Source organism: Nocardia sp. CA-145437 (assembly GCF_050956485.1).
In the GTDB taxonomy this organism is placed as follows: Bacteria; Actinomycetota; Actinomycetes; order Mycobacteriales; family Mycobacteriaceae; genus Nocardia.
The window spans coordinates 4,834,993-4,859,126 of the sequence record NZ_CP191204.1 but is presented as its reverse complement, the minus strand read 5'-3'; the positions used below and the strand labels follow the sequence as shown (position 1 = coordinate 4,859,126).

The 24,134-nt window shown below is 69.5% G+C and carries 22 protein-coding genes; 13 read left to right on the top strand and 9 right to left on the bottom strand.

What is annotated here, in order from left to right:
- Window positions 1-4: 4 nt before the first annotated feature.
- Window positions 5-1,537: a DUF222 domain-containing protein gene (locus tag ACQPYY_RS22630; protein ID WP_433590906.1), complete on the top strand. Its 1,533-nt coding sequence runs from the start codon at window positions 5-7 to the stop codon at window positions 1,535-1,537.
- Between the two features lie 462 nt (window positions 1,538-1,999).
- Here the strand turns inward: ACQPYY_RS22630 and ACQPYY_RS22625 are convergent, their stop codons facing one another.
- Window positions 2,000-2,485 carry a nitroreductase/quinone reductase family protein gene (locus ACQPYY_RS22625; protein ID WP_433590905.1) on the bottom strand — a complete coding sequence of 162 codons (486 nt, stop codon included), beginning with the start codon at window positions 2,483-2,485 and terminating at the stop codon, window positions 2,000-2,002.
- An 88-nt stretch (window positions 2,486-2,573) separates the two neighbouring features.
- On the opposite strand from ACQPYY_RS22625, the gene ACQPYY_RS22620 reads away from it, so the two are divergent.
- Window positions 2,574-3,473 carry an RNA polymerase sigma-70 factor gene (locus ACQPYY_RS22620; RefSeq protein WP_433590904.1) on the top strand — a complete coding sequence of 300 codons (900 nt, stop codon included), beginning with the start codon at window positions 2,574-2,576 and terminating at the stop codon, window positions 3,471-3,473.
- Window positions 3,474-3,489: 16 nt separating this feature from the next.
- Here the strand turns inward: ACQPYY_RS22620 and ACQPYY_RS22615 are convergent, their stop codons facing one another.
- Complete coding sequence (locus tag ACQPYY_RS22615) at window positions 3,490-4,266, bottom strand: isocitrate lyase/PEP mutase family protein (protein ID WP_433590903.1); 777 nt, start codon at window positions 4,264-4,266, stop codon at window positions 3,490-3,492.
- Window positions 4,267-4,332: 66 nt separating this feature from the next.
- Complete coding sequence (locus ACQPYY_RS22610; protein ID WP_433590902.1) at window positions 4,333-6,069, bottom strand: LCP family protein; 1,737 nt, start codon at window positions 6,067-6,069, stop codon at window positions 4,333-4,335.
- Window positions 6,070-6,157: 88 nt separating this feature from the next.
- On the opposite strand from ACQPYY_RS22610, the gene argC reads away from it, so the two are divergent.
- From argC to ACQPYY_RS22580, 6 genes are read left to right on the top strand one after another with little or no spacing between them, the layout of a single operon-like run.
- Window positions 6,158-7,231 carry an N-acetyl-gamma-glutamyl-phosphate reductase gene (gene argC / locus ACQPYY_RS22605; RefSeq protein ID WP_433590901.1) on the top strand — a complete coding sequence of 358 codons (1,074 nt, stop codon included), beginning with the start codon at window positions 6,158-6,160 and terminating at the stop codon, window positions 7,229-7,231.
- 32 nt (window positions 7,232-7,263) lie between these two features.
- On the top strand, window positions 7,264-8,466 hold the full coding sequence (gene argJ, locus ACQPYY_RS22600) for a bifunctional glutamate N-acetyltransferase/amino-acid acetyltransferase ArgJ (RefSeq protein WP_433594706.1): 1,203 nt from the start codon (window positions 7,264-7,266) through the stop codon (window positions 8,464-8,466).
- Window positions 8,463-9,362 carry an acetylglutamate kinase gene (gene argB / locus ACQPYY_RS22595; protein ID WP_357288456.1) on the top strand — a complete coding sequence of 300 codons (900 nt, stop codon included), beginning with the start codon at window positions 8,463-8,465 and terminating at the stop codon, window positions 9,360-9,362. Before argJ ends, argB begins: the two co-directional genes overlap by 4 nt.
- A complete protein-coding gene (locus ACQPYY_RS22590) occupies window positions 9,359-10,552 on the top strand; it encodes an acetylornithine transaminase (protein ID WP_379106771.1) in 1,194 nt (397 codons plus the stop codon). Before argB ends, ACQPYY_RS22590 begins: the two co-directional genes overlap by 4 nt.
- Window positions 10,549-11,493, top strand: a complete 945-nt coding sequence (gene argF / locus ACQPYY_RS22585) for an ornithine carbamoyltransferase (protein WP_433590900.1) — start codon at window positions 10,549-10,551, stop codon at window positions 11,491-11,493. The genes ACQPYY_RS22590 and argF overlap by 4 nt, the downstream gene beginning before the upstream one ends.
- On the top strand, window positions 11,490-12,020 hold the full coding sequence (locus tag ACQPYY_RS22580) for an arginine repressor (RefSeq protein ID WP_379106767.1): 531 nt from the start codon (window positions 11,490-11,492) through the stop codon (window positions 12,018-12,020). Before argF ends, ACQPYY_RS22580 begins: the two co-directional genes overlap by 4 nt.
- A gap of 37 nt (window positions 12,021-12,057) precedes the next feature.
- Here the strand turns inward: ACQPYY_RS22580 and ACQPYY_RS22575 are convergent, their stop codons facing one another.
- Window positions 12,058-12,825, bottom strand: coding sequence for a trans-aconitate 2-methyltransferase (locus tag ACQPYY_RS22575; RefSeq protein ID WP_433590899.1), 768 nt, complete (start codon window positions 12,823-12,825; stop codon window positions 12,058-12,060).
- A gap of 248 nt (window positions 12,826-13,073) precedes the next feature.
- Here ACQPYY_RS22575 and ACQPYY_RS22570 point away from each other — a divergent pair, with 248 nt between their 5' ends.
- Genes ACQPYY_RS22570 through argH form a run of 3 tightly spaced genes read left to right on the top strand, consistent with a single transcriptional unit; the run spans window position 13,074 to window position 16,669 of the window.
- A complete protein-coding gene (locus ACQPYY_RS22570) occupies window positions 13,074-14,276 on the top strand; it encodes an argininosuccinate synthase (protein ID WP_357097064.1) in 1,203 nt (400 codons plus the stop codon).
- A 48-nt stretch (window positions 14,277-14,324) separates the two neighbouring features.
- Entirely contained in the window at window positions 14,325-15,251 is a 927-nt protein-coding gene (locus ACQPYY_RS22565) for an SAM-dependent methyltransferase (protein ID WP_433590898.1), read from the top strand.
- A complete protein-coding gene (gene argH / locus ACQPYY_RS22560; protein WP_433590897.1) occupies window positions 15,248-16,669 on the top strand; it encodes an argininosuccinate lyase in 1,422 nt (473 codons plus the stop codon). Before ACQPYY_RS22565 ends, argH begins: the two co-directional genes overlap by 4 nt.
- Before the next feature lie 489 nt (window positions 16,670-17,158).
- Here the strand turns inward: argH and ACQPYY_RS22555 are convergent, their stop codons facing one another.
- The 4 genes from ACQPYY_RS22555 to ACQPYY_RS22540 all read right to left on the bottom strand — a co-directional run bounded on the left by ACQPYY_RS22555 (window position 17,159) and on the right by ACQPYY_RS22540 (window position 19,221).
- Window positions 17,159-17,629: a peroxiredoxin family protein gene (locus ACQPYY_RS22555; RefSeq protein ID WP_433590896.1), complete on the bottom strand. Its 471-nt coding sequence runs from the start codon at window positions 17,627-17,629 to the stop codon at window positions 17,159-17,161.
- Window positions 17,630-17,708: 79 nt separating this feature from the next.
- On the bottom strand, window positions 17,709-18,257 hold the full coding sequence (locus ACQPYY_RS22550; RefSeq protein WP_379106755.1) for an RNA polymerase sigma factor: 549 nt from the start codon (window positions 18,255-18,257) through the stop codon (window positions 17,709-17,711).
- A gap of 101 nt (window positions 18,258-18,358) precedes the next feature.
- Window positions 18,359-18,817, bottom strand: a complete 459-nt coding sequence (locus tag ACQPYY_RS22545; protein ID WP_379106753.1) for an iron chaperone — start codon at window positions 18,815-18,817, stop codon at window positions 18,359-18,361.
- A gap of 56 nt (window positions 18,818-18,873) precedes the next feature.
- A complete protein-coding gene (locus tag ACQPYY_RS22540; protein ID WP_379106751.1) occupies window positions 18,874-19,221 on the bottom strand; it encodes a VOC family protein in 348 nt (115 codons plus the stop codon).
- A 156-nt stretch (window positions 19,222-19,377) separates the two neighbouring features.
- On the opposite strand from ACQPYY_RS22540, the gene ACQPYY_RS22535 reads away from it, so the two are divergent.
- Window positions 19,378-22,365 (top strand): ATP-binding protein, encoded by a 2,988-nt coding sequence (locus tag ACQPYY_RS22535; RefSeq protein WP_433590895.1) that lies wholly within the window; start codon window positions 19,378-19,380, stop codon window positions 22,363-22,365.
- 62 nt (window positions 22,366-22,427) lie between these two features.
- A complete protein-coding gene (locus tag ACQPYY_RS22530; protein ID WP_433590894.1) occupies window positions 22,428-22,751 on the top strand; it encodes a DMT family transporter in 324 nt (107 codons plus the stop codon).
- A gap of 15 nt (window positions 22,752-22,766) precedes the next feature.
- Here ACQPYY_RS22530 and ilvA read toward each other — a convergent pair whose 3' ends face one another.
- Entirely contained in the window at window positions 22,767-23,990 is a 1,224-nt protein-coding gene (gene ilvA, locus ACQPYY_RS22525) for a threonine ammonia-lyase (protein WP_379106745.1), read from the bottom strand.
- Window positions 23,991-24,134: the final 144 nt, after the last annotated feature.

Genomic DNA, 24,134 nt, shown 5'->3' with positions numbered 1-24,134 from the left:
AGGCATGGATTCGAATGGGGTGACACTCGACGACTGTGGTATCGCTGAACTGGCGGCCGCGGTGGCGAGCCTGACCGAATCCGTTCAGAACGGGATGGTGGAGTTCTCCGACGGGGATGTTGTGTCGTTGATGCGGCAGCTCGAAACCTGTAAGCGTCAGCTCGCCGCTCTGGATACCCGTCTGATCATCGAAGCCGGAGAACGTTCGCTGCATTCGCGCAGTGGCGCGGGGAAGATGGTGCCGTTTCTGCGTCATACCCTCGGGCTGTCCCGTTATGACGCGTCGGTGCGGGTGAAGGTCACTCACCACTGTGGGGAATTCGTGCAGCAGACGGGCCATGTCGCGCCGCCGGTGTTGCCTATGGCGGCTGAAGCGTTTGCGGCGGGTGAGATTTCGCGTGATCATGTGCGTCACATCATGGATGTGATGAACCACCTGCCCCTTGATGTTCCCGCTGAGGCTCGTGCTGAGGCCGAGCAGATCCTGGTCGATTACTCCCGTAACGGGTGGCCGGATGATTTGTTGAAGATCGGGCGTGACATTCTCGCGCGCTTGGATCCTGATGGGAAGGTTGTCTCCGACGCGGATCGTCGTCGCCGTCGCGGGATCACGTTGTGCCGTCCCGGTGTGGACGGGATGACGCGGATCGAAGGGTGGATCACCCCCGAGCTGCGGGCGCTGCTGGACGCTGCTTTTGCGAAGCTGGCGCGGCCCGGTATGTGCAACTTGGAGGACGCTGAGAGCCCGACCGCGCGTGACGGTTTCATCGAGAACGCTGTCCTGGATGCTGCTGCCGGTCGTGACCGTCGTGATGCGGGGCAGCGCACCCATGACGCGTTGTTCGCGTTGCTGCAGCCCGGTGTGGATGTGAGTGATCTGGGTTCGCATCGTGGGATGCCGGTCCAGGTTGTGTTCACGATGAGCCTGTCGGATTTCGAGAACGGGACCGGGGTCGCCACCACCGCGTCCGGGACCCAGGTGTCGGTCGCCGAGGCGTTGAAGATGGCCGCGGACTCGCATCCGGTGATCGCGGTTCTCGACGGGGACGGGATGCCGCTGTATCTGCAGCGTTCCCGCCGCACCGCCAGCGAAGCCCAACGCCTCGCACTCCTGGCCCGCGATAAAGGGTGTACCCGACCTGGGTGTGAGCAGCCAGCCAGTATGTGCGCAGCCCACCACATCACCGATTGGGCCAAAGGTGGGCCGACTGATATCGATAATTTGGCGTTCGCGTGTGATCGCTGCCACGCGTTGATCAATGATGGCCCGGATGGGTGGAAAACCGTTGTGATGGGTAAAGATTCGCCCTACGCGGGCCGAACGGGGTGGATCGCTCCGAAGAGTGTTGATCCCACCGGGATCCCGCGTGTGAACGATCGTCATCATGTGGGGCAGGTGATCGCTGCTGCGGTCGATTCGAGTTGTCGGCAGTGGCGCTCACGGGTGTCGTCGAAACCGAGCCGTTCGTGCCTGACCGGCGTGCGCAAAGCTACGCGGAGTGTGGTTGCGTCGCCTGCCCTGCCGGACGTGGGCTGACGCCGGGCCGGGGAGCCGCTACCCGCCGCCCCCGGCCCACGGGCTACACGCATCACGAGAGAGAAGACCCGAAGAACCCTTGGACGACAAGCCACTTCGAGTAGCCCACCCGCCGCTGTCCCCCTACACCGGGACGATGCACGGCCGAACCTCGAGAAGGCTGGTAGGTGAGGGAGCTTCGTAAACTTGGCCACTCTCTCTTCCTTCTCCTGTCTTCTCCGGTGGGGGCTGGTAGGTGAGGGAGCTTCGTAAACTCGGCCACTCTCTCTTCCTTCTCCTGTCTTCTCCGGTGGGGGCTGGTAGGTGAGGGAGCTTCGTAAACTCGGCCACTCTCTCTTCCTTCTCCTGTCTTCTCCGGTGGGGGCTGGTAGGTGAGGGGCCTCGCAAGCTCGGCCACCCTCTCTTCCTTCTCCAGGCGTCCTTTATCTCTTTGTCTTTGGGTCTTTGGTTTTTCGTCGCTACCTACACGCGGCTGAGGACAGCGATAGGAAACTGCCGCGGGCTCAACGCCCGATAAGTATTGAAGTGTGGGTACGTAGCAGCGAGAGTGCGCCAGTGCACGTCATATTCGGCCGAATCAGTAACCACCCGGTAGGTGACGGGAAAACTGTCGCGCCCGATCCGAACCTGAGCCTGATCGGTGGCAAGAAGGTTCTTCCACCAGTTGGGCACACCGGGATGGCCGCCATTGGAACCGCAGACCAGCAGATCGTCGCCGGACCGGACGAGCATCAGCATGACTGGACGCGGCTCGCCGGACTTGCGTCCGGGAACCGTCAGCTCGAAGACAGGGTCGCCGAAGAGAGTGGCGAAGCGGGTGCCGCCGAAACGCGTGTAGAGACGACGGTGGACGCGGGCGTAGAAGCGGGCCACGCCGCCCAGGTAGGTGCTGGAGTAGAAGTTGAAGCGGCCCATCAGGGTCAGCTTGCCGGGGTCGGCGCCGGTCATTGGATTTCCCCTCGGGACGGCGGGCATTCGGGTTGACTGTACATGGTGTCCAGCGAGTTGACGTGGGGCTACTGGCTAGGCTTCGGGCATGGGGACGGACACACATGACGCGGCCGGGGTGGACGAGTTCGATGGACTGCGACCGTTGTTGTTCACCGTCGCCTACCAGCTGCTCGGTAGTGCGGCCGACGCCGAGGACGTGGTGCAGGACAGCTACCTGCGGTGGCGGGAGACGGACCGGGCGCGGGTGGAGAATCCGCGGGCGTACCTGACCACCGTGGTGACGCGACAGGCGCTCAATCATCTGCGCACGGTGCGCCGACGCCGTGAGGAATACGTGGGCAGCTGGCTGCCCGAACCCATCCGCACCGACGCCGACGCCGAACATGATGTGCTACTGGCGGAATCGGTGTCGATGGCCATGCTGCTGGTACTGGAAACCCTGGGGCCGACCGAGCGGGCGGTGTTCGTGCTGTCGGAGGTGTTCGGCCACAGTTTCGTCGAAATCGCCGGAATGGTCGGCAAATCCGATGCCACGGTTCGCCAGATCGCGCATCGGGCTCGCGCGCACGTGCGGGAGCGCCGCAAGCGGTTCGAACCCGGCGCCGAGACGAGCCGGGCGGTGATCGAACGGTTCCTGCTGGCCACACAGACCGGCGACACGCAGACGCTGATGGATGTCCTCGCGCCGGACGTCGTCCAGATCTCCGACGGCGGCGGAAAGGTCACCGCGGCCCGGAAACCCGTCGTGGGCGCGGATCGGGTCGCGATCTACCTGGTGCGGCTGGCGCGGAACGGCATCGCGGACATGACCGTCGAGTTCGGCACGTACAACGCACTGCCTGCCGTCCTGTTGCGCACCGCGGATGGCCGGCTCGACACCGTGCAGCTGATCGAAATGACCGGCGACCGCATCACCGGGCTCTACGCGATCCGTAACCCGGACAAGCTGCGGACCGCCGAACTCGCGCGCGTGCTCGCTCGGTGACCGGCCGCCGCGGAGGTCAAGGCTCCAGTACGCGCTGAATCGTTGCGTAACTGGGGATCTCGGCGACCAGCGGATGACCGTGAGCCACGGATTCCGCCGTGTGCACCGCGGCCGCCAGGGCCGCGCGGTACAGCAGTGACCCGGTGCTGATCCGCCGGACACCCAACCCGCCCAGCTCGGCCACCGTCGGCCCGCTGGGGGAGAACAGGATGTTCAACGGCGCGCTCAACGCCGTCGCGAGCGCCCGAATCCCGTCGGTGTCGGTGATCCCGGGCACGAAAATGCCGTCCGCGCCACACTTCTCGTAATGCTGGACCCGCTCCAGCGTGGAGTCCGCGTCGATGCCGAGCCAGTGGGTGTCGGTGCGCGCGTTGACGAACAGCTCGGGCACGCGAGCCTTCACCGCCGCGATCAGCTCGCCGTGCTCACGAGGATCCGCCAACGCCGTATTGGATCGGCTGTCCTCCAGATTGATTCCCGCGATCCCCGCGTGCGCGAGTTCCGCGCAGAACTCCGCCACCTCGTGCGCGTCGGTGCTGAACCCGCCCTCGATGTCCACGGTGGCCGGGATGGTCAGCCGGCCGAGCCGCTGCGCCAGCGCGAGGGTCTCGGCACGCGTGGCGGCGGTGCCGTCGGGCAGTCCGGCAGCGGCCGCGACACCCAGGCTGGTGGTGCCCAGCGCCGGGAACCCCGCCTCGGCGAGCATGGCCGCCGACCCGTAGTCCCACGCGTTGGGCAGGACCAGCGGCCGGTCACCGTGGTGCAGACTGCGGAAGAGATCGGTCTTCGTCATGGCGGCACTCCGTTCGTCGACGGTGGGTCACGCGGGTCGCGGCGCTGGCAAGTCACGCGGGTGGGATCAGTTCACGCAGGGGATCTTCGAGCCGATGGTGGTGGTCACCGGCTTGCCGGAGTCGGGCGCGTCCGAGGTGGTCGTGTCCGTGGTCGCGGCCAGGCTGGTGCTGGAGCCGTTGGCGGTGGTGGTGGGCGTGGTGGAGGTGGCCGTCGGGTCCAGGGACGTCGGGATCTCGAGGTCGCTGCCGACGACCAGCTTCACGTGCCCGGCCGACACCGACGTCGACGGGCTGACCGGCAGGCCGCCGAACATCTCCGACACCTGCTTGGCGTCGGTGTCGGCGCCGGTGCCGTAGTACACGGTCGAGCTGGTGCCGTCGGCGTAGGAGGCGTTGGCGACCTCACCGGCCGGGAATCCCTTGGCGGTCAGCAGCTTCGACACCTTGGCCGCTTGACCGGGGGTGCCGCTGGCGTTGACCACGTCCAGCGTCGAGGTGGGCGTGACGATCGGGGCGCTGGGCGCGGCCGGAGTCGAGACGCCGAACGCCTCGCGCACCGTCTTCTTGATCGCCACCGGATCGATGACATTCACGTCCTGGCCGTCGACATTGTCGTAGCGCAGCACCGGCAGCGTGCGGAACTCCACCGACGGCGAGTCCGCGCGACCCAGGGTGGTGGCGAAATCGGTGAGGCTCCAGCCGTCGGAGAGCACCACGTCCTTGTGCGCCACATCGATCAGCGCCTTGAGCCGACCCGGATTGGTCAGTGTGCCAGAGCTTTTCATGGAGTTCGCGACCGAGGTCAGGAACGCCTGCTGCCGGTGGGTGCGGTCCAGGTCGCCGTTCTCCAGGCCGTGCCGCTGCCGCACGAACGCCAGCGCGTCCGAACCGTCCAGATGCTGCGGTCCCGCCGGGAACTGCGCGCCCGAGTAGTAGCTGTCGTCCACGGCGTGGTTGAGGCACACGTCGACGCCGCCCAGCGCGGTCGCCAGATCGTAGAAGCCCGCCAGCGAGATCTCCGCGAACCGGTTGATCGGGACACCGGTCAGCGCCTTGACGGTCTGAACGATGCTGGCGCGCCCGGCTTCCCGGCCCTGCCGCTCCAGCTCGGGGCCCTCGGCCATGCCCTTGGCCTTGAGTTTCTCCTCGACCGTGTACTTCTTGAGGCCGTACGCCTCCTTGATCTTGGCGTGGTCGTAGCCCGGAATGCCCTGCACCGGCACGTAGTCGTCGCGTGGGATGGAGAACGCGACGATGTGCTTGAGGTCCTTCGGAATGTGCACCAGGATCAGCGAATTGGCGTTGTAGCCGCCCTCGGAGCCGTCGCCGGCGTGCAGCTGGTCGAGGATGTCCTTGGGAAGGTCGTTGCCGTTCAGGTCTTTTCGGGTGTCGAGACCGATCAGCAGCATGTTGATGTCGCCGTCGAGGTTCACGTCCTCGGGCGAGATCGCGCCGGAGCGGGTGAAGCCCTGGTCCAAGGTGGTCTCGCCGTACCAGACGATGCCGGTGATGCCCATCACGCTCGCCGCGACCATGGCCATGGCGCCGCGTCCGACCAGCCGCAGCTTCTTGTCGCGCGCACGTTCGGCGGGGGTGCGTTCGCGGCGGTCGGCGCCGCGGCCCGGCTTCTCGCCGCCGCCCTGTCGATCCTCGCTACGACGGCGGCCCGCGCGCGGGGGATTCGAGTCGCCCTGGGCGCGCCGCGAACGGCGAGGTGCGGGATTCGGCGTCTCCGGTGCCCGGCGTGAGCGGCCCGGCTGGGGGCCGACGACCGGCAGCGGTTGGGTGGCGTCGTCGTACATGGCGTTGTCGAGTGTGCCGTAAGCGGCGCTTCCTGTCAGATTTCCGCCCGGTTGTGAATGAGCTTGCACAGTCGTGCATAATCATCACATGGTGGATACCTCGAACGTGCCCCTGCGGGTCGCGGTAGCTGGTGCGAGCGGCTACGCGGGCGGTGAAGTGCTGCGCTTGCTCCTCGGACACCCCGCCTACCGAAGCGGGCGCCTCGAGATCGGGGCGCTGACCGCGGGCTCCAACGCCGGCACCACCCTCGGTGAGCTGCAGCCGCATCTGCTGCCGCTCGCCGACCGGGTGCTCGCGCCCACCACCGTCGAGGAACTCTCCGGCCACGACGTGGTCTTCCTGGGCCTGCCGCACGGCCAGTCCGCGGCGATCGCCACGGCCTTGCCGGACTCCACGATCATCATCGACTGTGGTGCCGACTTCCGGCTCACCGACGGCGAGGCCTGGGAGAAGTACTACGGCACCCCGCACGCCGGCCACTGGCCCTACGGGCTGCCCGAACTGCCGGGCGGGCGCGACAAGCTGCGCGGCGCCACCCGGATCGCCGTCCCCGGCTGCTACCCCACCGTGTCGAGTCTGGCGCTGGCCCCGGCCGTCGCGGCGGGCATCATCGAACCGCGGGTGAATGTGGTTGCGGTGAGCGGCACTTCGGGCGCGGGCCGCAAACTCGACGTGGGCCTGCTCGGCTCCGAGGTGATGGGCTCGATGCGGGCCTACAGCATCGCGGGCGCGCACCGGCACACCCCCGAGATCGCGCAGAACCTGAAGGCCGCCCAGCTTTCCGGCGGCGCGACCGGTGCCGATGTGAGCGTTTCGTTCACCCCTGTACTGGCCCCGCTGCCGCGCGGCATCCTCGCCACCTGCACCGCCCCCACCACCGTGGACGCCGCCCAGGCCCGGGCCGTCTACGAGAAGGCGTACGCCGACGAGCCTTTCGTGCATCTGCTGCCCGAAGGCGTGCTCCCGCAGACCGGTTCGGTGCTCGGCTCCAATGCCGTCACCCTCCAGGTCACCGTGGACACCGACGCCGGACTGCTGGTGGTCATCGGCGCGATCGACAACCTGACCAAGGGCACCGCCGGGGCCGCGGTGCAATCGATGAACCTGGCCCTCGGAATCGACGAGACCGCAGGACTTTCCACCGTAGGAGTGGCACCGTGAGCAACGACATCGTCAGCAACGACAGCGCGGCTGTGGGGAACGGCAAGCTGGTGCGGTCCCAGGGCGTCACCGCGCCGCTGGGCTTCCGGGCGGCCGGTATCACGGCGGGCATCAAGCAGAGCGGCAAGCCCGACCTGGCGCTGGTGTTCAACGAGGGCCCCGATTACGCGGCCGCGGGCGTGTTCACCCGCAACAAGGTCAAGGCCGCACCGGTGCTGTGGTCGCAGCAGGTGCTGACCGGCGGCCACCTGCGCGCCGTCATCCTGAACTCCGGCGGCGCCAACGCCTGCACCGGCCCCGGCGGCTTCCAGGACACCCACGCCACCGCCGAGGAACTCGCGAAGGCGTTGAGCAACTGGGGAACCGAGACCGGCGCCGGCGAGATCGCCGTCTGCTCCACCGGTCTGATCGGTGACCGGCTGCCCATGGACAAGCTGATCCCCGCCGTCACCGAGATCGTGCACGAGATGGGCGGCGGCCTGTCTGGCGGCGCCGAGGCCGCGCGCGCCATCATGACCACCGACACGGTGCCGAAGGAGACCGCCTTCCACCACCGGGACAAGTGGAACGTCGGCGGTATGGCCAAGGGCGCGGGCATGCTCGCGCCGTCGCTGGCCACGATGCTGGTGGTGCTCACCACCGACGCGGCCGCCACCCCGGCCCAGCTGGACGAGGCGCTGCGCAACGCCACCCGCTACACCTTCGACCGCCTCGACGTGGACGGCTCCTGCTCCACCAACGACACCGTGCTGCTGCTGGCCAACGGCGCGTCCGGGGTCAACCCGAGCCAGGCCGACCTGAACGCGGCCGTGCTCGCGGTCTGCGACGACCTCGCCGAGCAGCTCATGTCCGACGCCGAGGGCGTCACCAAGCGCGTGCACATCACCGTGAAGGGTGCGGTCACCGAGGAAGAGGCGCTGATCGGCGCGCGGGCCCTGGCTCGCGACAGCCTGGTCAAGACCGCCTTCTTCGGCTCCGACCCGAACTGGGGCCGGGTGCTGGCCTCGATCGGCATCGCGCCCATCGAACTGGATCCGAACCGGGTCTCGGTGTCGTTCAACGGATCCCCGGTGTGCATCGACGGCGCGGGCGCGCCCGGCGCGCGCGAGGTGGACCTGTCCGGCCCCGACATCCAGGTGCTGGTGGAACTGAACCTCGGCGACGGCGAGGCCACGATCCGCACCACCGACCTGTCGCACGGTTACGTCGAAGAGAACTCGGCCTACAGCTCATGAGCGATGTGGTGAAACAGCTTTCGGCCCTCGACAAGGCGCACGTCCTCGCCGACGCGCTGCCGTGGCTGCAGAAGTTCCGCGACAAGATCGTGGTCGTGAAGTACGGCGGCAACGCCATGATCGACGACGACCTCAAGCGCGCCTTCGCCGCCGACATGGCGTTCCTGCGCACGGTCGGCGTGCACCCGGTGGTGGTGCACGGCGGCGGCCCGCAGATCAGCGCCATGCTGAAGAAGCTCGGCATGACGGGCGAATTCCGCGGCGGCTTCCGGGTCACCACGCCCGAGGTCATGGACGTGGTCCGGATGGTGCTGTTCGGACAGGTGGGCCGGGAACTGGTGGGGCTCATCAACGCCCACGGCCCGTACGCGGTCGGCATCTCCGGTGAGGACGCGCACCTGTTCACCGCCACCCGCCGCACCGTGCAGGTCGACGGCGAGGCCACCGATATCGGACTGGTCGGCGACGTCACCTCCGTGGAACCCTCGGCCGTGCTGGATCTGATCGCGGCGGGCCGGATTCCGGTGGTGTCCACCATCGCCCCCGACGCCGACGGCGTGGTGCACAACATCAACGCCGACACCGCCGCGGCCGCGCTCGCCGAGGGCATCGGCGCGGAGAAGCTGGTCATCCTCACCGATGTCGAGGGCCTGTACACGAATTGGCCCGACCGGTCCTCGCTGACCAGCCGCATCGACACCGACGAACTGGCCAAACTGCTGCCGTCGCTGGACGAGGGCATGGTGCCCAAAATGGAAGCCTGCCTGCGCGCCGTCGAGGGCGGCGTCCCGACCGCGCACGTGATCGACGGGCGTGTCGCGCACTCGGTCCTGCTGGAACTGTTCACCGGGGAGGGCATCGGCACGATGGTCACCCCCGCACAGGAGATCTCATGAGTACAGCCGACATTCAGCAGCGGTGGCAGACCGCCCTGATGAACAACTACGGCACCCCGAAGGTCGCGCTGGTGCGCGGCGCGGGCGCGGTGGTGTACGACGCCGACGGCAAGCGCTACCTCGATTTCCTGGGCGGCATCGCGGTCAACAGCCTCGGCCACGCGCACCCGGCCATCCTGTCGGCCGTCACCCAGCAGCTGGGCACCCTCGGCCACGTGTCGAATCTCTATGCGTCCGAACCGGTCATCGAACTCGCCGAGCGGCTGCTCGCGCACTTCGGCGACGGCCACGGCAAGGCGTTCTTCTGCAACTCGGGCACCGAGGCCAACGAGGCCGCGTTCAAGATGGCGCGACTGACCGGACGCACCAAGATCGTCGCCTGCGAGGAGGCGTTCCACGGCCGCACCATGGGCGCGCTCGCGCTCACCGGCCAGCCGTCCAAGCGGGAGCCGTTCGAGCCCATGCCCGCCGGCGTCGTGCACGTGCCCTACGGTGACGCGCTCGCGCTGGCCGCCGCCGTCGACCAGGACACCGCCGCGGTGTTCATCGAACCCATCATGGGTGAGAGCGGCGTCGTGGTCCCCCCGGCCGACTACCTGGCCAAGGCCCGCGCCATCACCAAGGACCAAGGCGCGCTGCTGATCCTGGACGAGGTGCAGACCGGCATCGGCCGCACCGGCGCGTTCTACGCCCACCAGGCCGCGGGCATCGTGCCCGACGTCATCACCCTGGCCAAGGGTCTCGGCGGCGGCCTGCCGATCGGCGCGGTGCTGGCCCAGGGCCCGGCCGCGGATCTGCTGCAGCCGGGCATGCACGGCACCACCTTCGGCGGCAACCCGGTGTGCGCGGCGGCCGCGCTGGCCGTGTTGCGGACCATCGATGAAGAGGGTTTGCTCTCGCACGTGGAGAAGGTCGGCAAGATCCTCGTCGACGGCATCGAGCACCTCGGGCACCCGCTGGTGGATCACGTGCGCGGCGCGGGCCTGCTCATCGGCATCCAGCTGACCGACGACGTCTCCGCCGAGGTCGATCTCGCCGCCCGCGAGGCCGGATACCTGCTGAATCCCGCCAAGCCCAATGTGATCCGGCTCGCGCCGCCCCTGGTGCTCACCGAGACCCAGGCCGAGAACTTCCTGTCCGACCTGCCCGGCATCCTCGATGCCGCCCAGGCCCAGAAGGAGTCCAAGTGACCATCCGGCATTTCCTGCGCGACGACGACGTCACCCCCGCCGAACAGGCCGAGATCCTCGCCCTGGCCGCGGAATTGAAGGCCGCGCCGCTGGCCCGCAAGCCCCTGGAAGGCCCGCGCGGCGTCGCGGTCATGTTCGAGAAGAACTCCACCCGCACCCGCTTCTCCTTCGAGATGGGCATCGCCCAGCTCGGCGGCCACGCCGTCGTGGTGGACGGCCGCGACACCCAGTTGGGCCGCGAGGAGACCCTCGCCGACACCGGCCGCGTGCTCTCCCGCTACGTCGACGCCATCGTGTGGCGCACCTTCGAACAGGCCCGCCTGGACGAGATGGCCGGAGCCGCAACGGTTCCCGTCGTCAACGCGCTGTCCAACGAATTCCATCCGTGCCAGGTGCTGGCCGACCTGCAGACCCTGCGCGAGCGCAAGGGCGACGATCTGACCGGCCGCAACCTCACCTTCCTGGGTGACGGCGCGAACAATATGGCGCACTCGCTCATGCTGGGCGGCGTCACCGCGGGCATGAACGTCACCATCGCCGCCCCCGAGGGTTTCGAACCCTTCGGCTGGATCGTCGACGCCGCCCAGAAGCGGGCCGCCGAGACCGGCGCGACCATCACCCTCACCCACGACCCGCTCGCCGCCGTCGACGGCGCCGACGCCCTGGTCACCGACACCTGGACCTCCATGGGCCAGGAGAACGACGGCCGCGACCGCGTCGCCCCGTTCCGTCCGTTCCAGGTCAACGCCGAGCTGCTGGCCCGCGCGGCCGCGGACGTGACGGTCCTGCACTGTCTTCCGGCCCACCGCGGCGAGGAGATCACCGACGAGGTCCTCGACGGCCCGCACAGCGCGGTCTGGGACGAGGCCGAGAACCGCCTGCACGCCCAGAAGGCCCTGCTGGTCTGGCTGCTGGAACGATTCGCGCGAGGCGACAGGTGAGCAGCGGCGAACGACGCACGGCCGCACCGGCTTCGGGTAGGTCCGGTGCGGCCATCGCACGCACGCGCGCGGGCCGGCAGGCCCGCATCGTCGCGATCCTGGCCCAGCACGAGGTCCGCAGCCAGTCCGAACTGGCCGCCCTGCTCTCCGGCGAGGGCATCGACACCACCCAGGCCACCCTCTCCCGCGACCTCGACGAGCTGGGCGCGGTGAAGCTGCGCGCCGCCGACGGCGGCGCGGGCGTGTACGTGGTCCCCGAGGACGGCAGCCCCGTCCGCGGCGTCACCGGCGGCACCGAACGGCTCTCGAAACTCCTCGGCGACCTACTGGTCTCCACCGACGCCAGCGGCAATATCGCTGTCCTCCGCACCCCACCGGGCGCGGCCCACTTCCTGGCGAGTGCGCTGGATCGTGCCGCCCTCCCGGAGGTCGTCGGCACCATCGCCGGCGACGACACCATCGCCGTCATCGCCCGCGAACCCATGACCGGCGCCGAACTGGCCGCCAAGATCGAACAGCTGGCCTGAGCGTTCACCCAGCCCGGCGTTCACCCGGCCCGAGTGTTCACTCGGCCTTGTGCGCCACCGCGAAGACGCGGCGGAACGGCAGCCACGTCGTGCCGTCGGGGTGGCGGGGATAGGCCTCGCGCAGGATCGGGGCGAGGTCGCCGCGGAACCGCTCCCACTCGTGGTCGTCGAGGGTGTCGCGGACCGGGCGCAGGGCGGTACCCGTAATCCAGTGCAGGACCGGGTCTTCGCCGGTCAGGGGCTGGAGGTAGGTGGTTTCCCAGGCGTCGACCGCGCATCCGGCGGCGGCCAGGACGGAGGCGTATCCGGCGGGGTCGGGGACGGCCTGGCGGTCGAGAATGCCCGCGGCCGAGAGACGCTCGCGCCAGCGCGGTGACGATGCGACGTCGCGGATCGCGACATGCGAAGGGGCGTCGAAGTTTCCGGGGACCTGGAGGGCCAGCCACGCGCCGCCCGGGAGCGCGTCGATCCATGTCGGCAGCAGGGCAAGGTGATCGGGGACCCATTGCAGGACCGCGTTGGTGACCACCACGTCGGTGTCGGGGGCGGGATGCCAGTCGCGGACGTCGGCGACGGTGGCGTCGATGCCGTGTTCGCGTGCGGCGGAGACCATGTCGGGGGAGGAGTCGAAGGCTTCGATGGTGGTGTCTGGCCAGCGCTCGGTGAGGGTCGCGGTGAGATTGCCGGGGCCGCAGCCCACGTCGGCCACGCGCCGGGGCCGGTCGGCGCGCACACGGTTGACCAGATCGAAGAACGGTCGCGCGCGCAGATCGTCGAAGGCGAGGTAGGTCTCCGGGTCCCACATGGGGTCCTCCGATCGTCGAATTTCCCAAACCGTACGTACGTACTGTATTCCTGTTCCGGTGTCGAGGCAAGGCTCCCGAGGGTGACGGGCGCGGCGATCGGCGCAGGCGGGGACCCCGGTTATGAATGGGATTGCATCGTCATGCATAATCATTTGCAGGACGACGGAGCGCACCATGGGACCGGGAAGGGACCGCGGGCAGCGCACCGGTCGAGGGCCTAAACGGACTACTGAGGAGCACACGGACTATGACCAAGCGCGTCGTACTCGCCTACTCCGGCGGACTGGACACATCGGTCGCCATCAGCTGGATCGGTAAGGAGACCGGCGCCGAGGTCGTCGCCGTCGCCATCGATCTCGGCCAGGGCGGCGAGGACATGAACGACGTGCGCCAGCGCGCGCTGGACTGCGGCGCGGTCGAGTCCATCGTCGTGGACGCCCGCGACGAGTTCGCCAACGAGTACTGCCTGCCCACCGTGCAGGCCAACGCCCTCTACATGGGCCGCTACCCGCTGGTCTCGGCCATCTCCCGGCCGCTGATCGTCAAGCACCTCGTCGAGGCCGCCGAGTACCACGGCGCCGACACCGTCTCGCACGGCTGCACCGGCAAGGGCAACGACCAGGTCCGCTTCGAGGTCGGCATCGGCGCGCTCGCCCCCGACCTGAAGGTCATCGCCCCGGTCCGCGACTACGCCTGGACCCGCGAGAAGGCCATCGAGTTCGCCGGCGAGAACAAGCTCCCGATCAACGTGAGCAAGAAGTCGCCGTTCTCCATCGACCAGAACCTGTGGGGCCGCGCGGTCGAGACCGGTTTCCTCGAGGACCTGTGGAACGCCCCGACCAAGGACGTCTACGACTACACCGTGGACCCGACCGTCAACTTCGAGGCGCCCGACGAGCTCATCATCACCTTCGACAAGGGTGTCCCGGTCGCCATCGACGGTCGCCCGGTCACCATGCTCGAGGCCATCACCGAGCTGAACCAGCGCGCCGGCCGTCAGGGCGTGGGCCGTCTGGACATGGTCGAGGACCGTCTCGTCGGCATCAAGAGCCGTGAGATCTACGAGGCCCCCGGCGCCATCGCGCTGATCGCGGCCCACCAGGAGATGGAAGCCGTCACCATCGAGCGCGAGCTGGGCCGCTACAAGCGCCAGGTCGAGCAGCGCTGGGGCGAGCTGGTGTACGACGGCCTGTGGTACTCCCCGCTCAAGCGCGCCCTCGACGCGTTCGTGCAGGACACCCAGCAGCACGTCTCCGGTGAGATCCGCATGGTGCTGCACGGCGGCAGCGTGGTCGTCAACGGCCGTCGCTCCGACGAGTCGCTCTACGACTTCAACCTCGCCACCTACGACGAGGGCGACACCTTCGACCAGTCGCTGGCCAAGGGCTTCGTCCAGATCCACGGCCTGTCCTCCAAGGTCGCGGCCCGACGGGACCTCAACAGCAAGTAGTAGCGTCGATCCGGGCAGTGCACGCACCCGGCCGAAGGAGACGCGCCCATGCGAACCGATGACGACAGTTGGGACATCACGGAGAGCGTGGGCGCGACCGCCCTCGGCGTCGCGGCCCTGCGTGCCCACGAGAGCGGCCGCGAGGACGCGCTGTTCCAGGATCCGTACGCCGCGAAACTGGTGAGCGCCGTCGGCTCCGACGGCTGGAACAACCTCATGGCCGGGATGCGCAACCTCGGCGACAGTGAGCAGGGTGGCGCGGACACCGACCTGAGCAACTGGTCGATGGGCAGTGTCCTGATCGCTCGCACGATCTACTTCGACGAGTACTTCGCCGCCGTCCAGCGCGCCGGGATCCGGCAGATCGTGATCCTGGCCGCCGGGCTCGACGCCCGCGCCTACCGGCTCGAATGGCCCGAGGGCACCCGCATCTTCGAACTGGATCAGCCGAAGGTGCTGGCGTTCAAGGCCCGAGCCCTCGCCGACGACGAACCCGCCGCCGACCGCCGCGAAGTGGCGATCGACCTGCGGCAGGACTGGCCGAAAGCCCTGCTGGACAAGGGTTTCGAACCCGGCGAGCCGACCGCCTGGCTGGCGGAGGGGCTGCTGCGGTACCTGCCCGGCCACGCCCAGGACAAACTGCTCCAGCAGGTGGCCGAACTCAGCGCGCCCGGCAGCCGGGTGGCGTTGAACCTCGGCACCGACAAGGACATGGCCGACCAGTTCCGGGAACGCCGCGCCAAGGTGATGGCCGACGCCGGCGTGAAGATCGACCTGGAAAACCTGTTCTACCCGTGGGAGGACCGCAAGGACCCCCGCACCTGGTTCGCCATGCACCAGTGGCTGGTGACCGAGGGCGACCCGGTCACGCTGCTCGAGGACCGCGGCCGTACCGTCCCGGAGACGGTCAAGGCCGGTATGGGCCACCACATTCTGATGACCGCACTCCGACCCCGAGGAGACGACACGCTATGAGCCAGGGCGGCAGCACCAATGAAGGCGCGCTGTGGGGTGGACGCTTCGCGTCCGGTCCCGCCGCGGCGATGGCGGCGCTGAGCAAGTCGACCCACTTCGACTGGGCGCTCGCGCCGTACGACATCCGCGCCTCCCAGGCGCACGCGCGCGTGCTGCACAAGGCCGGGCTGCTCTCGGCGCCGGATCTGGAGGGCATGCTGGCCGGACTGGATCAGCTGGCGGCCGATGTGGCCTCGGGCGCGTTCGGGCCGCTGGAATCGGATGAGGACGTGCACGGCGCGCTCGAGCGCGGCCTGATCGACCGGGTCGGCACCGAGCTCGGCGGGCGGTTGCGCGCGGGCCGCTCCCGCAACGACCAGGTGGCCACGCTGTTCCGCATGTGGCTGCGGGACGCGGTGCGGCACATCGCCGCCGGCCTGCTGGACGTGGTCGACGCCATCGTCGCGCAGGCCGCCGCGCACCCCGACGCGGTCATGCCCGGCAAGACCCACCTGCAGGCCGCCCAGCCGGTGCTGCTGGCCCATCACCTGCTCGCGCACGCGCATCCGCTGCTGCGCGACATCGACCGGATCCGCGATTTCGACAAGCGGGCCGCGGTGTCGCCCTACGGTTCCGGCGCGCTGGCCGGCTCCTCGCTGGGCCTGGACCCGGAAGCCATCGCCGCCGAACTGAACTTCGACTCCTCGGCCGCGAACTCCATCGACGCCACCTCCTCGCGCGACTTCGCCGCCGAGGCCGCGTTCGTGCTGTCCATGATCGCCGTCGACCTCAGCCGCATGGCCGAAGAGGTGATCATCTGGAGCACACCGGAATTCGGCTACATCACCCTGGCCGACGCCTGGTCCACGGGCTCGTCGATCATGCCGCAGAAGAAGAACCCGGACGTCTCGGAGCTGACCCGCGGCAAGGCCGGGCGCCTCATCGGCAATCTGACCGGTTTGCTGGCCACCCTGAAGGCGCAGCCGCTGGCCTACAACCGCGACCTGCAGGAAGACAAGGAACCGGTCTTCGACTCGGTCGCCCAGCTGGAGCTGCTGCTGCCCGCCATCGCGGGCCTGGTCTCCACCCTGACCTTCCACACCGACCGCATGGCCGAGCTGGCCCCGGCGGGCTTCACCCTCGCCACCGACATCGCCGAATGGCTGGTCCGCCAGGGCGTTCCGTTCCGCGTCGCGCACGAGGCCGCGGGCGGCTGCGTCCGCGCCGCGGAGGCGCGCGGCGTCGGACTGGACGAGCTGACCGACGCGGAGTTCGCGGCCGTCGACCCGGCGCTCACCCCCGCCGTGCGTGAGGTGCTGACGGTGCAGGGCTCCATCGCCTCCCGCAACGCGCGCGGCGGCACCGCCGGAACCCAGGTCGCCAAACAGCTCGAAGAGGTGCGCGGCACGGCCGCCACCCAGCGCGCCTGGCTGGGCTGACTCACCGTCGACAACGGCCCGTGGGGGTTCCTGCTCCGGAACCCCCACGGGCCGTTCGTCATCCGCGACGGTAATTCATGTGTTTCGCGGCGGGCACGGACGCGCGACCGGAGTCGTGCACCTTGCCGTCGCGATTGTTTTGTTTCCGCGCGCCTTTGCCGCGGCGTTCGGCCCGCGAGAGCCGAGGCTCCTCGGGAGCGTCGACAGGGATGTCGGGCGACGCGGGGACAGCGGGCGACGCCGGACTTGCAAGCGACGCGGGAATTGCCGGCGACGCGGGAGTTGCGGGCAGCGAGAAGTGCTCGGGCACAAGTCCTCCTAGAAATATGCGTGACCGACTAACCGGATCGGATGCCGGTCGGAATCGGGAAAGCCACGGGCGGTCGAGACGACAGACCGCCGGGCGTCAGACGCGAATCGCGCTCAGGAGAACAGGAACAGCCACATGCCGAGCACTGTAACCACAGGCCCGCACCCACCGCACCCTATTTAATTCCGCGTGTCCCGCAGGGCGAGGACGGCCGCGGTGATGCCCTTCCGGTCGTAGCTGCTGACCGGCATGGTCGCGCCGTGGGCGTGGCGGACGGTGCCGTCGGCGTCGATGAGCACCGTCCCCGACTGCTGCATCGAACCGAACATCCGGCGGGTCAGGCCGACCGACTGGTGCGGGTCGCCGGTTGAGCCGGTCAGGACGGCGAACGGTATGGCGTGCTTGGTCTTCCAGGCCAGAGCGGCGTCGCGATCCTCGGGGACCACGATCACCACCCGGATGTTCTCGTCGTCGAAGAAGTCGCGCCGCGCGATCAGATCACGGACGTGCCGGTTGCAGATCGGGCACGAGGTCGAGCGCATGAAATACAGCAGGGTGCCGCGCGCGTCGCGGCTGTCCGACAGCCGCCAGGGCTGTCCGGCGGTATCGATCAGATCCAGGTTCGGCGCGGAGTGTTCGGTGGTGAGCATGGCGGGGCGTCCCTTCGCATGGGGTGGTACGACATGGCCGGATGGCGTGAGATGACCGGTGGTGCGACCGGTCCGGTGGTCAGCGACGGTCGTCGAGACCCTGGCGGACCGCGGCGCGGGCGCGGTGCAGCTGCGATTTCATTGCCGCGGTGCTCAATCCGAGCGCGTCGGCGGTCGCGCGGCCGGGATAGCCCAGTACATCGCGCATGATCAGCACCCGGCGCTGCACCTCGGGCAGGGCCGTGATCGCCTCGGCCAGCTGGTCTGCGTCCAGCCGCCGCAGCACCTCGTCCTCGGCGGAGCGGACGACATCGCCGGTCTCGGTCCGTGGCGCGTGGTCCAGGACTCGGCGCGCCCGGCGCAGGCACTCGTTGCGGACGATGCGGAACATCCACGACGCCAGCGCGGTGGTCGCGCGCAGCGTGCCGATCTTGCGGTACAGGATGATCAGCGCTTCCTGCGTGGCGTCCTCGGCATCGGTGTCGGAGGCGCACAGATGCTGCGCGAATCTGCGCACATGCGGATGCGCGCCGTACACGACGGCGGCGATCGCCTCGCGGTCACCGTTCTGGGCCGCCGTCACCAGCTGCTCACCGGCCCAGCCGCGTTCCACGCCCTGCTCTCTCACTTCGATTCGTACAGTCACCACCATAAGAGCGTCCCCGGCCGGAAAAGGATTCGAATCCGGCCGGGGAAAGTTCGCCCGTGGGTGTTTCCGAGCTCCGGGGACTAGCTCAGGGCCTGCCGCACGAGTTCGGTGATGCGGGCCTCGGTGGCGGGCGTCATGCTCCGCAGCGCGTAGTTGACCGGCCACATCTCGCCGTCGTCCAGGTTGGCGGCGTCGTTGAAGCCCAGGATGGCGTAGCGGTACTTGAACTTGGCGGCGGGCTGGAAGAAGAACACGATCTTGCCGTCGCGGGTGTAGGACGGCATGCCGTACCAGGTCTTCGCGCCGAGTTCGGGGGCGATGGACTTGACCAGGGCGTGCAGGCGTTCGGCGATCGCGCGGTCGGCGTCGTCCATCTCGGCGATCTTGGCCAGTACGTCCTGCTCGCCGTCGGCCTTGGCGGAGCGGGAGTTGCGGCGGCGGGCGGCGGTCTTCAGTTCCTCGGCGTGGGCTTTCATGGCGGCGCGCTCGTCGGCGCTGAAACCGACGGTGGTCTTCTGGGCGGGGTTCTCGGTGGCCATGGCTGGATTCCTTTGCGGGAGTGGGGGAGAAGAGGATCGGGCGAGGGGGAGGGTGGTCAGCGGTCCTGGATGAGGCCCAGGACATTGCCGTCGGGGTCGGTGACGGTGGCGACCAGGCGGCCGCCGCCGACCTCGCGGGCGGCCTGCTGCACCGCCGCGCCGGCAGCGGTGAGCGCCGTGATCTTGGCCTCGATGTCGGCGACGTGCCAGTAGGAGACGGGGGATTCCGGGCTCTGCGGGCTGCCCGCCGGGACCAGGCCGATGTGCTGGCCCTCGACCTCGAAGCCCACGTAGTAGGGGGAGTCGGTCTGCGGCTCGAGGCCCAGCAGAGCGGCGTACACGGTCTTGGCGGCGGCCAGGTCGGCGACGGGGTGCAGCACGGTCTTGATGCCCTGGGTGGTCATTGTTTCTCCTGGTGAGAGGGTGTTCGTTCGGTGTGCTTCCAGCTTCGCCGCCGGGACCCCTCGGTCACATCCGTGGCGACCACGGAATCCACCACGGAGAGCGACACCGAGCCCGTCCGTACCGCCGCGGCCGATCCCATACGGCAGACTGGGTTCATGGCTGTGACGTTGGAAATCTCCACCCGCGAAGCCGAGGTGCTGGCCCTGGTGGGCGAGCACCTCAGCAATGCCGAGATCGGTGCGCGACTGTTCATCTCGGTGCGCACGGTGGAGAGCCACGTCTCCTCGCTGCTGCGCAAACTCGACGTGCCCGACCGCCGGGCCCTGGCCCAGCACGCGGCCGCCACTCGCACCGCCAGCCCGCAGGCCGCGCCCGTGCTCCCGAAACCGTTGACCTCGTTCATCGGACGCACCCGCGAACGCGCCGAACTCGCCGAACTGCTCCGGACACAACGTCAGGTGACCGCGGTCGGACCGGGTGGCGTCGGCAAGACCCGGCTGGCTCTCGCCGTCGCCGCCGAGGTGGCCGCCGATTTCGCCGACGGCGTGTGGTTCGTCGACCTGGTGCCGCTCGCCAGCCCCGACACCTGCGTGGTCGCCGGCACCGTCGCCATGGCCCTCGGCATCGGCGAACAGCCCGGCCGCCCCTTCGACCGCGCCGTGCTGGCCGCGCTCGCCGACCGCAATGCCCTACTGGTCCTGGACAATTGCGAACACGTCCGCGACGGCGTCGCCCCCTTCATCGAAGAGCTGCTGGCCACCTGCCCCGGCATGCGCGTGCTCGCCACCAGCCGCGCCCGCCTGCTGGTGCCGTTCGAACACGCCTACACCGTGCCGCCGATGTCGCTTGCCGGAGACGGCGATTCGGACGCCGTCGCCCTGTTCATGGATCGCGCGGCCGCCGGCGGCTGGCCGCCCAACCACGCGCTGCGCGACCAGGTCGCCGCGTTCTGCGGGCGCCTCGACGGCGTGGCCCTGGCCATCGAACTGGCCGCCGCCCGCTGGACCTCCCTCGGATTGGACGGCCTCACCGCCGGTTTGGACGACCAGCTGCGCATGCTGTCGGGCGGCGCCCGCGCCGACGACCGGCACCGCTCGGTCCGCGCCGCCCTCGACTGGAGCCACGCCCTGCTCGAACCCGAGGACCGCACCCTGCTGCGCCGGATCTCGGTGTTCATGGCCGCCTTTCCCGTCGAGGCGGCCGCCGCGGCCGCGGACGTCGACAAGGGCACGGTCGCGGCCGGATTGGCGCGGCTCGCCGAGCAGAGCCTGCTCGTCGTCACCGACACCCCGACCGGCACCCGGTTCCGCGCCCTGGAGACCATCCGCCAGTACGGCCTCGAACAGCTCGACACCGCCGGTGAGATCGACGACGCCCGCGCCGCCCACCTGCGCTGGTGCGCGGCGGAGGCCACCGAGCTCGGGTCCGTCCGCGACGGCTGGCGGCCCCGATTCGATATCGCCGCGGACGATTTCCGCGCCGCCCTCGGCTGGGCCTTCGAACGCCCGGATCAGCGGGCCGACGCGTTCGAACTGGCCTGCGGCTTCGCCCGCCTGCTGTTCGCCCGCCACCACACCGGCGAATCCCAATGGCGCCACGAACAAGCCGCCTACCTCTGCGACGATCCCGCCGTCGCCGCCGACCTGCTCCGCCAGTCGGCCGCCGCGGCGGGCTGCGGCGGCAACGGCGACGACATGTACCGCCTGCACCGCTCCGCCGCCGAATTCGCCCAGCGCGCCGGTGATCCCGCCGCCGCGGCCATCGACCTGGCCACGGCCGCATCCTGCACCTATCGCTTCTGGGGCAAGTTCGAGCACCTCCCTGACCGGCGTGACGCGGAAACGCTCATCACCGCGGCACGAGCGCTGATCGACCCGGCCTCGCCCGCCGGGGACGACGATGCGCCGACCGCTGTCGCCGACTCGGATATCGCTGCGGCCGAAGGCATTCCGGTGGGAGATGCCGACGCGTCGGCGGGTCCGTCCTGTGCCGCGCGGACGACAGTCGCGCTGTCGGCGCGAGGCCCGCGAGCCGGCACTGTTGGCGCTGCCGGTGACGCGGTGCGGGCCGAGGCTGCCCGGGCGGCGGTCGAATTGGCCGAGACCATCGTCTTCGCCAATCCGTTCACCGCGCCACAGGGCGGTTCGGACATCGCTGCGCTGGAAGCGCTGTCGCGGGCGGAGCGCGCCGTCGAGCTCGCGCACGGCACCCGGGATCCGTTCGCCGAATCGGCCGCCCTCGACGCGCTCGCCGCCGCACAGAGTCGCGCCGGGGATCTGCGGGCCGCCGCGGCGACCGCCCGGCGGCGCATCCGGCTGTTGTCCACCACGCCGGACAACCCGCTCGGCACCCACGAACTGGTCGACGCGCTCGGCCAAGCCACCGAATTCGGGCTCGGGGCAGGCGATCTCGCCGGGGCCCGGCGGTGGGGGCGGCAACTGGCCGAGCACCCGATGCTGGCCGAGGTCGGCCACACCGCCACCAGCCGCCTCCTGGTCGCGGACGCCCTGGCCGGCAACGTCGACGACGTCCTCACCCACGGGGCGCGCTTCCTCGAAGCCTGGCATCGCGAGGACCGGCCCGCCCGCTCGGCCCTCGGCGCGGCGGTGGCCGGGGTCCGCATGATCCACGGCCTGCGCGACGACTTCGACGCCGAACGCGAATGGACCGGCGTCCTCCAGCAACTCGGCACCCCGGCCGCCGACGCCGACGGTTATCAGGCGGTCTTCGACGCCCTCCTGATGCTGCACCACGGCCAGCCCGAGGATGCCCTGGAACGCACGGAACTCACCGTCACCGAGGCGGCCGAGCGCGTGCCGGGCGCCTGGCTGCCCTGGTACCTCGCCCTGCACGCCGAGGCGGCGGCGATCGCCGGGAATCCCGATACCTCAGGTGAATTCGACCAGGCTCGGACCGCGGTCGCCGGAAACCCGGTGGCCGCGGCCATCGTCGACCGCGCCGAGGCGCTGGTGGCGAAGGACCGCGACCGGCTGCTGTTCACCGCAACCACTTTCGATGCCGCGGGCTGCCGCTATCAGGCGGCGCGAACCAGGATTCTCGCCGGTGGCGCGGAGGCGGCCGACGGGGTCGCCGTGCTCACGACGCTGGGGGTCGCCCCGATGACCGCGCTGGTGCACCTCTAGCGGGTCAGCAGCGCGGGCCTCACCGCCTGCCCGAGGGTCGTTCGGGCAGTTATCCTTCGGCTATGACCTTGGTGTTTCTGGCGTTGGCGATCGCGTGTGAGGTGACGGCGACGGTGTCGCTGAAGATCTCCGACGGGTTCAGCAAGGTGGTGCCGTCGGTGATCGTGGTGATCGGGTATGGGGCGGCGTTCTACTTTCTTTCGCAGGCATTGAAGCGGGGGATGGCCATCGGGGTGGCGTATGGGATCTGGTCGGCGGTGGGGGTGGTGGCGGTGGCGACCATCGGGGCGCTGTTCTTGGACGAGCGGATCACGGCGGTGCAGATCGGGGGGATCGCGTTGGTCATCGCGGGGGTGCTGGCATTGGAACTCGGTGGGGCGCACTGAGGTTCGGCGACAACCTCAGTCCTGGACCCGGACCTCGTAGCCCGCGTCGGCGAGGGTGGTGAGGACCTCGTCGCGGTGGGCGGGGCCGCGGGTCTCCAGGGTGAGCAGGACCTCGACCTCGTCGATGCCGAGCCAGGCACCGGTGCGGGAGTGGGCGACGTCGAGGACGCTCGCGCCGGTGCGGCTCAGCTCGGACAGCAGACGCGACAGGCTGCCGGGGCGGTCGGAGATGGTGATGCGGGCAGCCAGGTAGCGGCCCGCGGCGCTGAGGCCGTGGCCGATGACGCGTGTCAGCAGCAGCGGGTCGATATTGCCGCCCGAGAGGATGGCGCAGACCGGGCCCTCGAGGGCGAGTTCGTCTGCGGTGCAGGCCATCAGAGCGGCGACACCGGCCGCGCCCGCGGGCTCGACGATCAGCTTGGCCCGTTCCATGCACAGCAGCAGGGCCCTGGACAGGGCGTCCTCGTCGACGGTGACGATGGTAGGCGCGGAGTCGAGGACGTGTTCGAAGGGAACCTCGCCGGGCAGGCCGACCGCGATGCCGTCGGCCATGGTGGACATCTGTTCCAGGGCAATCGGTTTCCCCGCGGCCAGAGAGGCCGGCCAGGCGGCCGCCTCGGCGGCCTGAACCCCGATCACCCGGACCTCCGGACGCAGTCGTTGCAGGGCCGCCGCCACACCGGCCAGGAGGCCGCCGCCACCGGTGGGGACCAGCACGGTGCCGACATCCGGGAGCTGGTCGAGGATTTCGAGCCCCACCGTCGCCTGCCCGGCCACGATATCGAGATGATCGAACGGGTGCACCAGCGTCGCCCCGGTGCGGTCGGCGAATTCCTTTGCCGCGAACAGGCATTGGTCGACGGTGTCGCCCACCTGGTACACGGTCGCGCCGTACGCCCGGGTGGCCACCAGCTTCGGCAGGGCCGCGCCGACCGGCATGAACACCGTGGACTCGAGGCCCAGCGAGGTCGCCGCCCAGGCCACCCCCTGCGCGTGATTGCCCGCGCTGGCCGCCACCACACCGCGCTCCCGCTCGGCGGGCGACAGATTCGCGATCCGGTTGTAGGCGCCACGCGGCTTGAACGAGCCGGTGCGCTGCAGATTCTCGCACTTCAGCCACACCGGGTGCCCGACCCGCTCCGCCAGCACCCGCGAACCGACCACGGGCGTCCGGCGGATCACCGGTTCGAGCAGGGTCGCCGCCGCCTCGATCCGCGCCATGAGCTCCATGCGCGCCATGTTGCCAGGAATTCACCTCACCCGCGGGGTGGCGCGACGCGGTGGACAATGGCGAATTCCGCACCCTGCGCCCGAGAAATGTGAAGCACGTGTGAACGGGCTGGTCGGAAAAGATATACGGATCACGCAATGACCCGGAAACCG

Bases quoted from the DNA above. Each gene is read 5' to 3' on its own strand.
- ACQPYY_RS22535 (WP_433590895.1), top strand. From the start codon at position 19,378: ATGGCTGTGACGTTGGAAATCTCCACCCGCGAAGCCGAGGTGCTGGCC.
- ACQPYY_RS22610 (WP_433590902.1), bottom strand. From the start codon at position 6,069: ATGTACGACGACGCCACCCAACCGCTGCCGGTCGTCGGCCCCCAGCCG.
- ilvA (WP_379106745.1), bottom strand. From the start codon at position 23,990: ATGGCGCGCATGGAGCTCATGGCGCGGATCGAGGCGGCGGCGACCCTG.
- ACQPYY_RS22625 (WP_433590905.1), bottom strand. From the start codon at position 2,485: ATGACCGGCGCCGACCCCGGCAAGCTGACCCTGATGGGCCGCTTCAAC.
- ACQPYY_RS22575 (WP_433590899.1), bottom strand. From the start codon at position 12,825: ATGTGGGACCCGGAGACCTACCTCGCCTTCGACGATCTGCGCGCGCGA.
- ACQPYY_RS22530 (WP_433590894.1), top strand. From the start codon at position 22,428: ATGACCTTGGTGTTTCTGGCGTTGGCGATCGCGTGTGAGGTGACGGCG.
- ACQPYY_RS22615 (WP_433590903.1), bottom strand. From the start codon at position 4,266: ATGACGAAGACCGATCTCTTCCGCAGTCTGCACCACGGTGACCGGCCG.
- ACQPYY_RS22570 (WP_357097064.1), top strand. From the start codon at position 13,074: ATGACCAAGCGCGTCGTACTCGCCTACTCCGGCGGACTGGACACATCG.
- ACQPYY_RS22630 (WP_433590906.1), top strand. From the start codon at position 5: ATGGATTCGAATGGGGTGACACTCGACGACTGTGGTATCGCTGAACTG.
- ACQPYY_RS22620 (WP_433590904.1), top strand. From the start codon at position 2,574: ATGGGGACGGACACACATGACGCGGCCGGGGTGGACGAGTTCGATGGA.
- argC (WP_433590901.1), top strand. From the start codon at position 6,158: ATGGTGGATACCTCGAACGTGCCCCTGCGGGTCGCGGTAGCTGGTGCG.
- ACQPYY_RS22540 (WP_379106751.1), bottom strand. From the start codon at position 19,221: ATGACCACCCAGGGCATCAAGACCGTGCTGCACCCCGTCGCCGACCTG.
- ACQPYY_RS22555 (WP_433590896.1), bottom strand. From the start codon at position 17,629: ATGCTCACCACCGAACACTCCGCGCCGAACCTGGATCTGATCGATACC.
- ACQPYY_RS22590 (WP_379106771.1), top strand. From the start codon at position 9,359: ATGAGTACAGCCGACATTCAGCAGCGGTGGCAGACCGCCCTGATGAAC.
- ACQPYY_RS22565 (WP_433590898.1), top strand. From the start codon at position 14,325: ATGCGAACCGATGACGACAGTTGGGACATCACGGAGAGCGTGGGCGCG.
- argH (WP_433590897.1), top strand. From the start codon at position 15,248: ATGAGCCAGGGCGGCAGCACCAATGAAGGCGCGCTGTGGGGTGGACGC.
- ACQPYY_RS22545 (WP_379106753.1), bottom strand. From the start codon at position 18,817: ATGGCCACCGAGAACCCCGCCCAGAAGACCACCGTCGGTTTCAGCGCC.
- argB (WP_357288456.1), top strand. From the start codon at position 8,463: ATGAGCGATGTGGTGAAACAGCTTTCGGCCCTCGACAAGGCGCACGTC.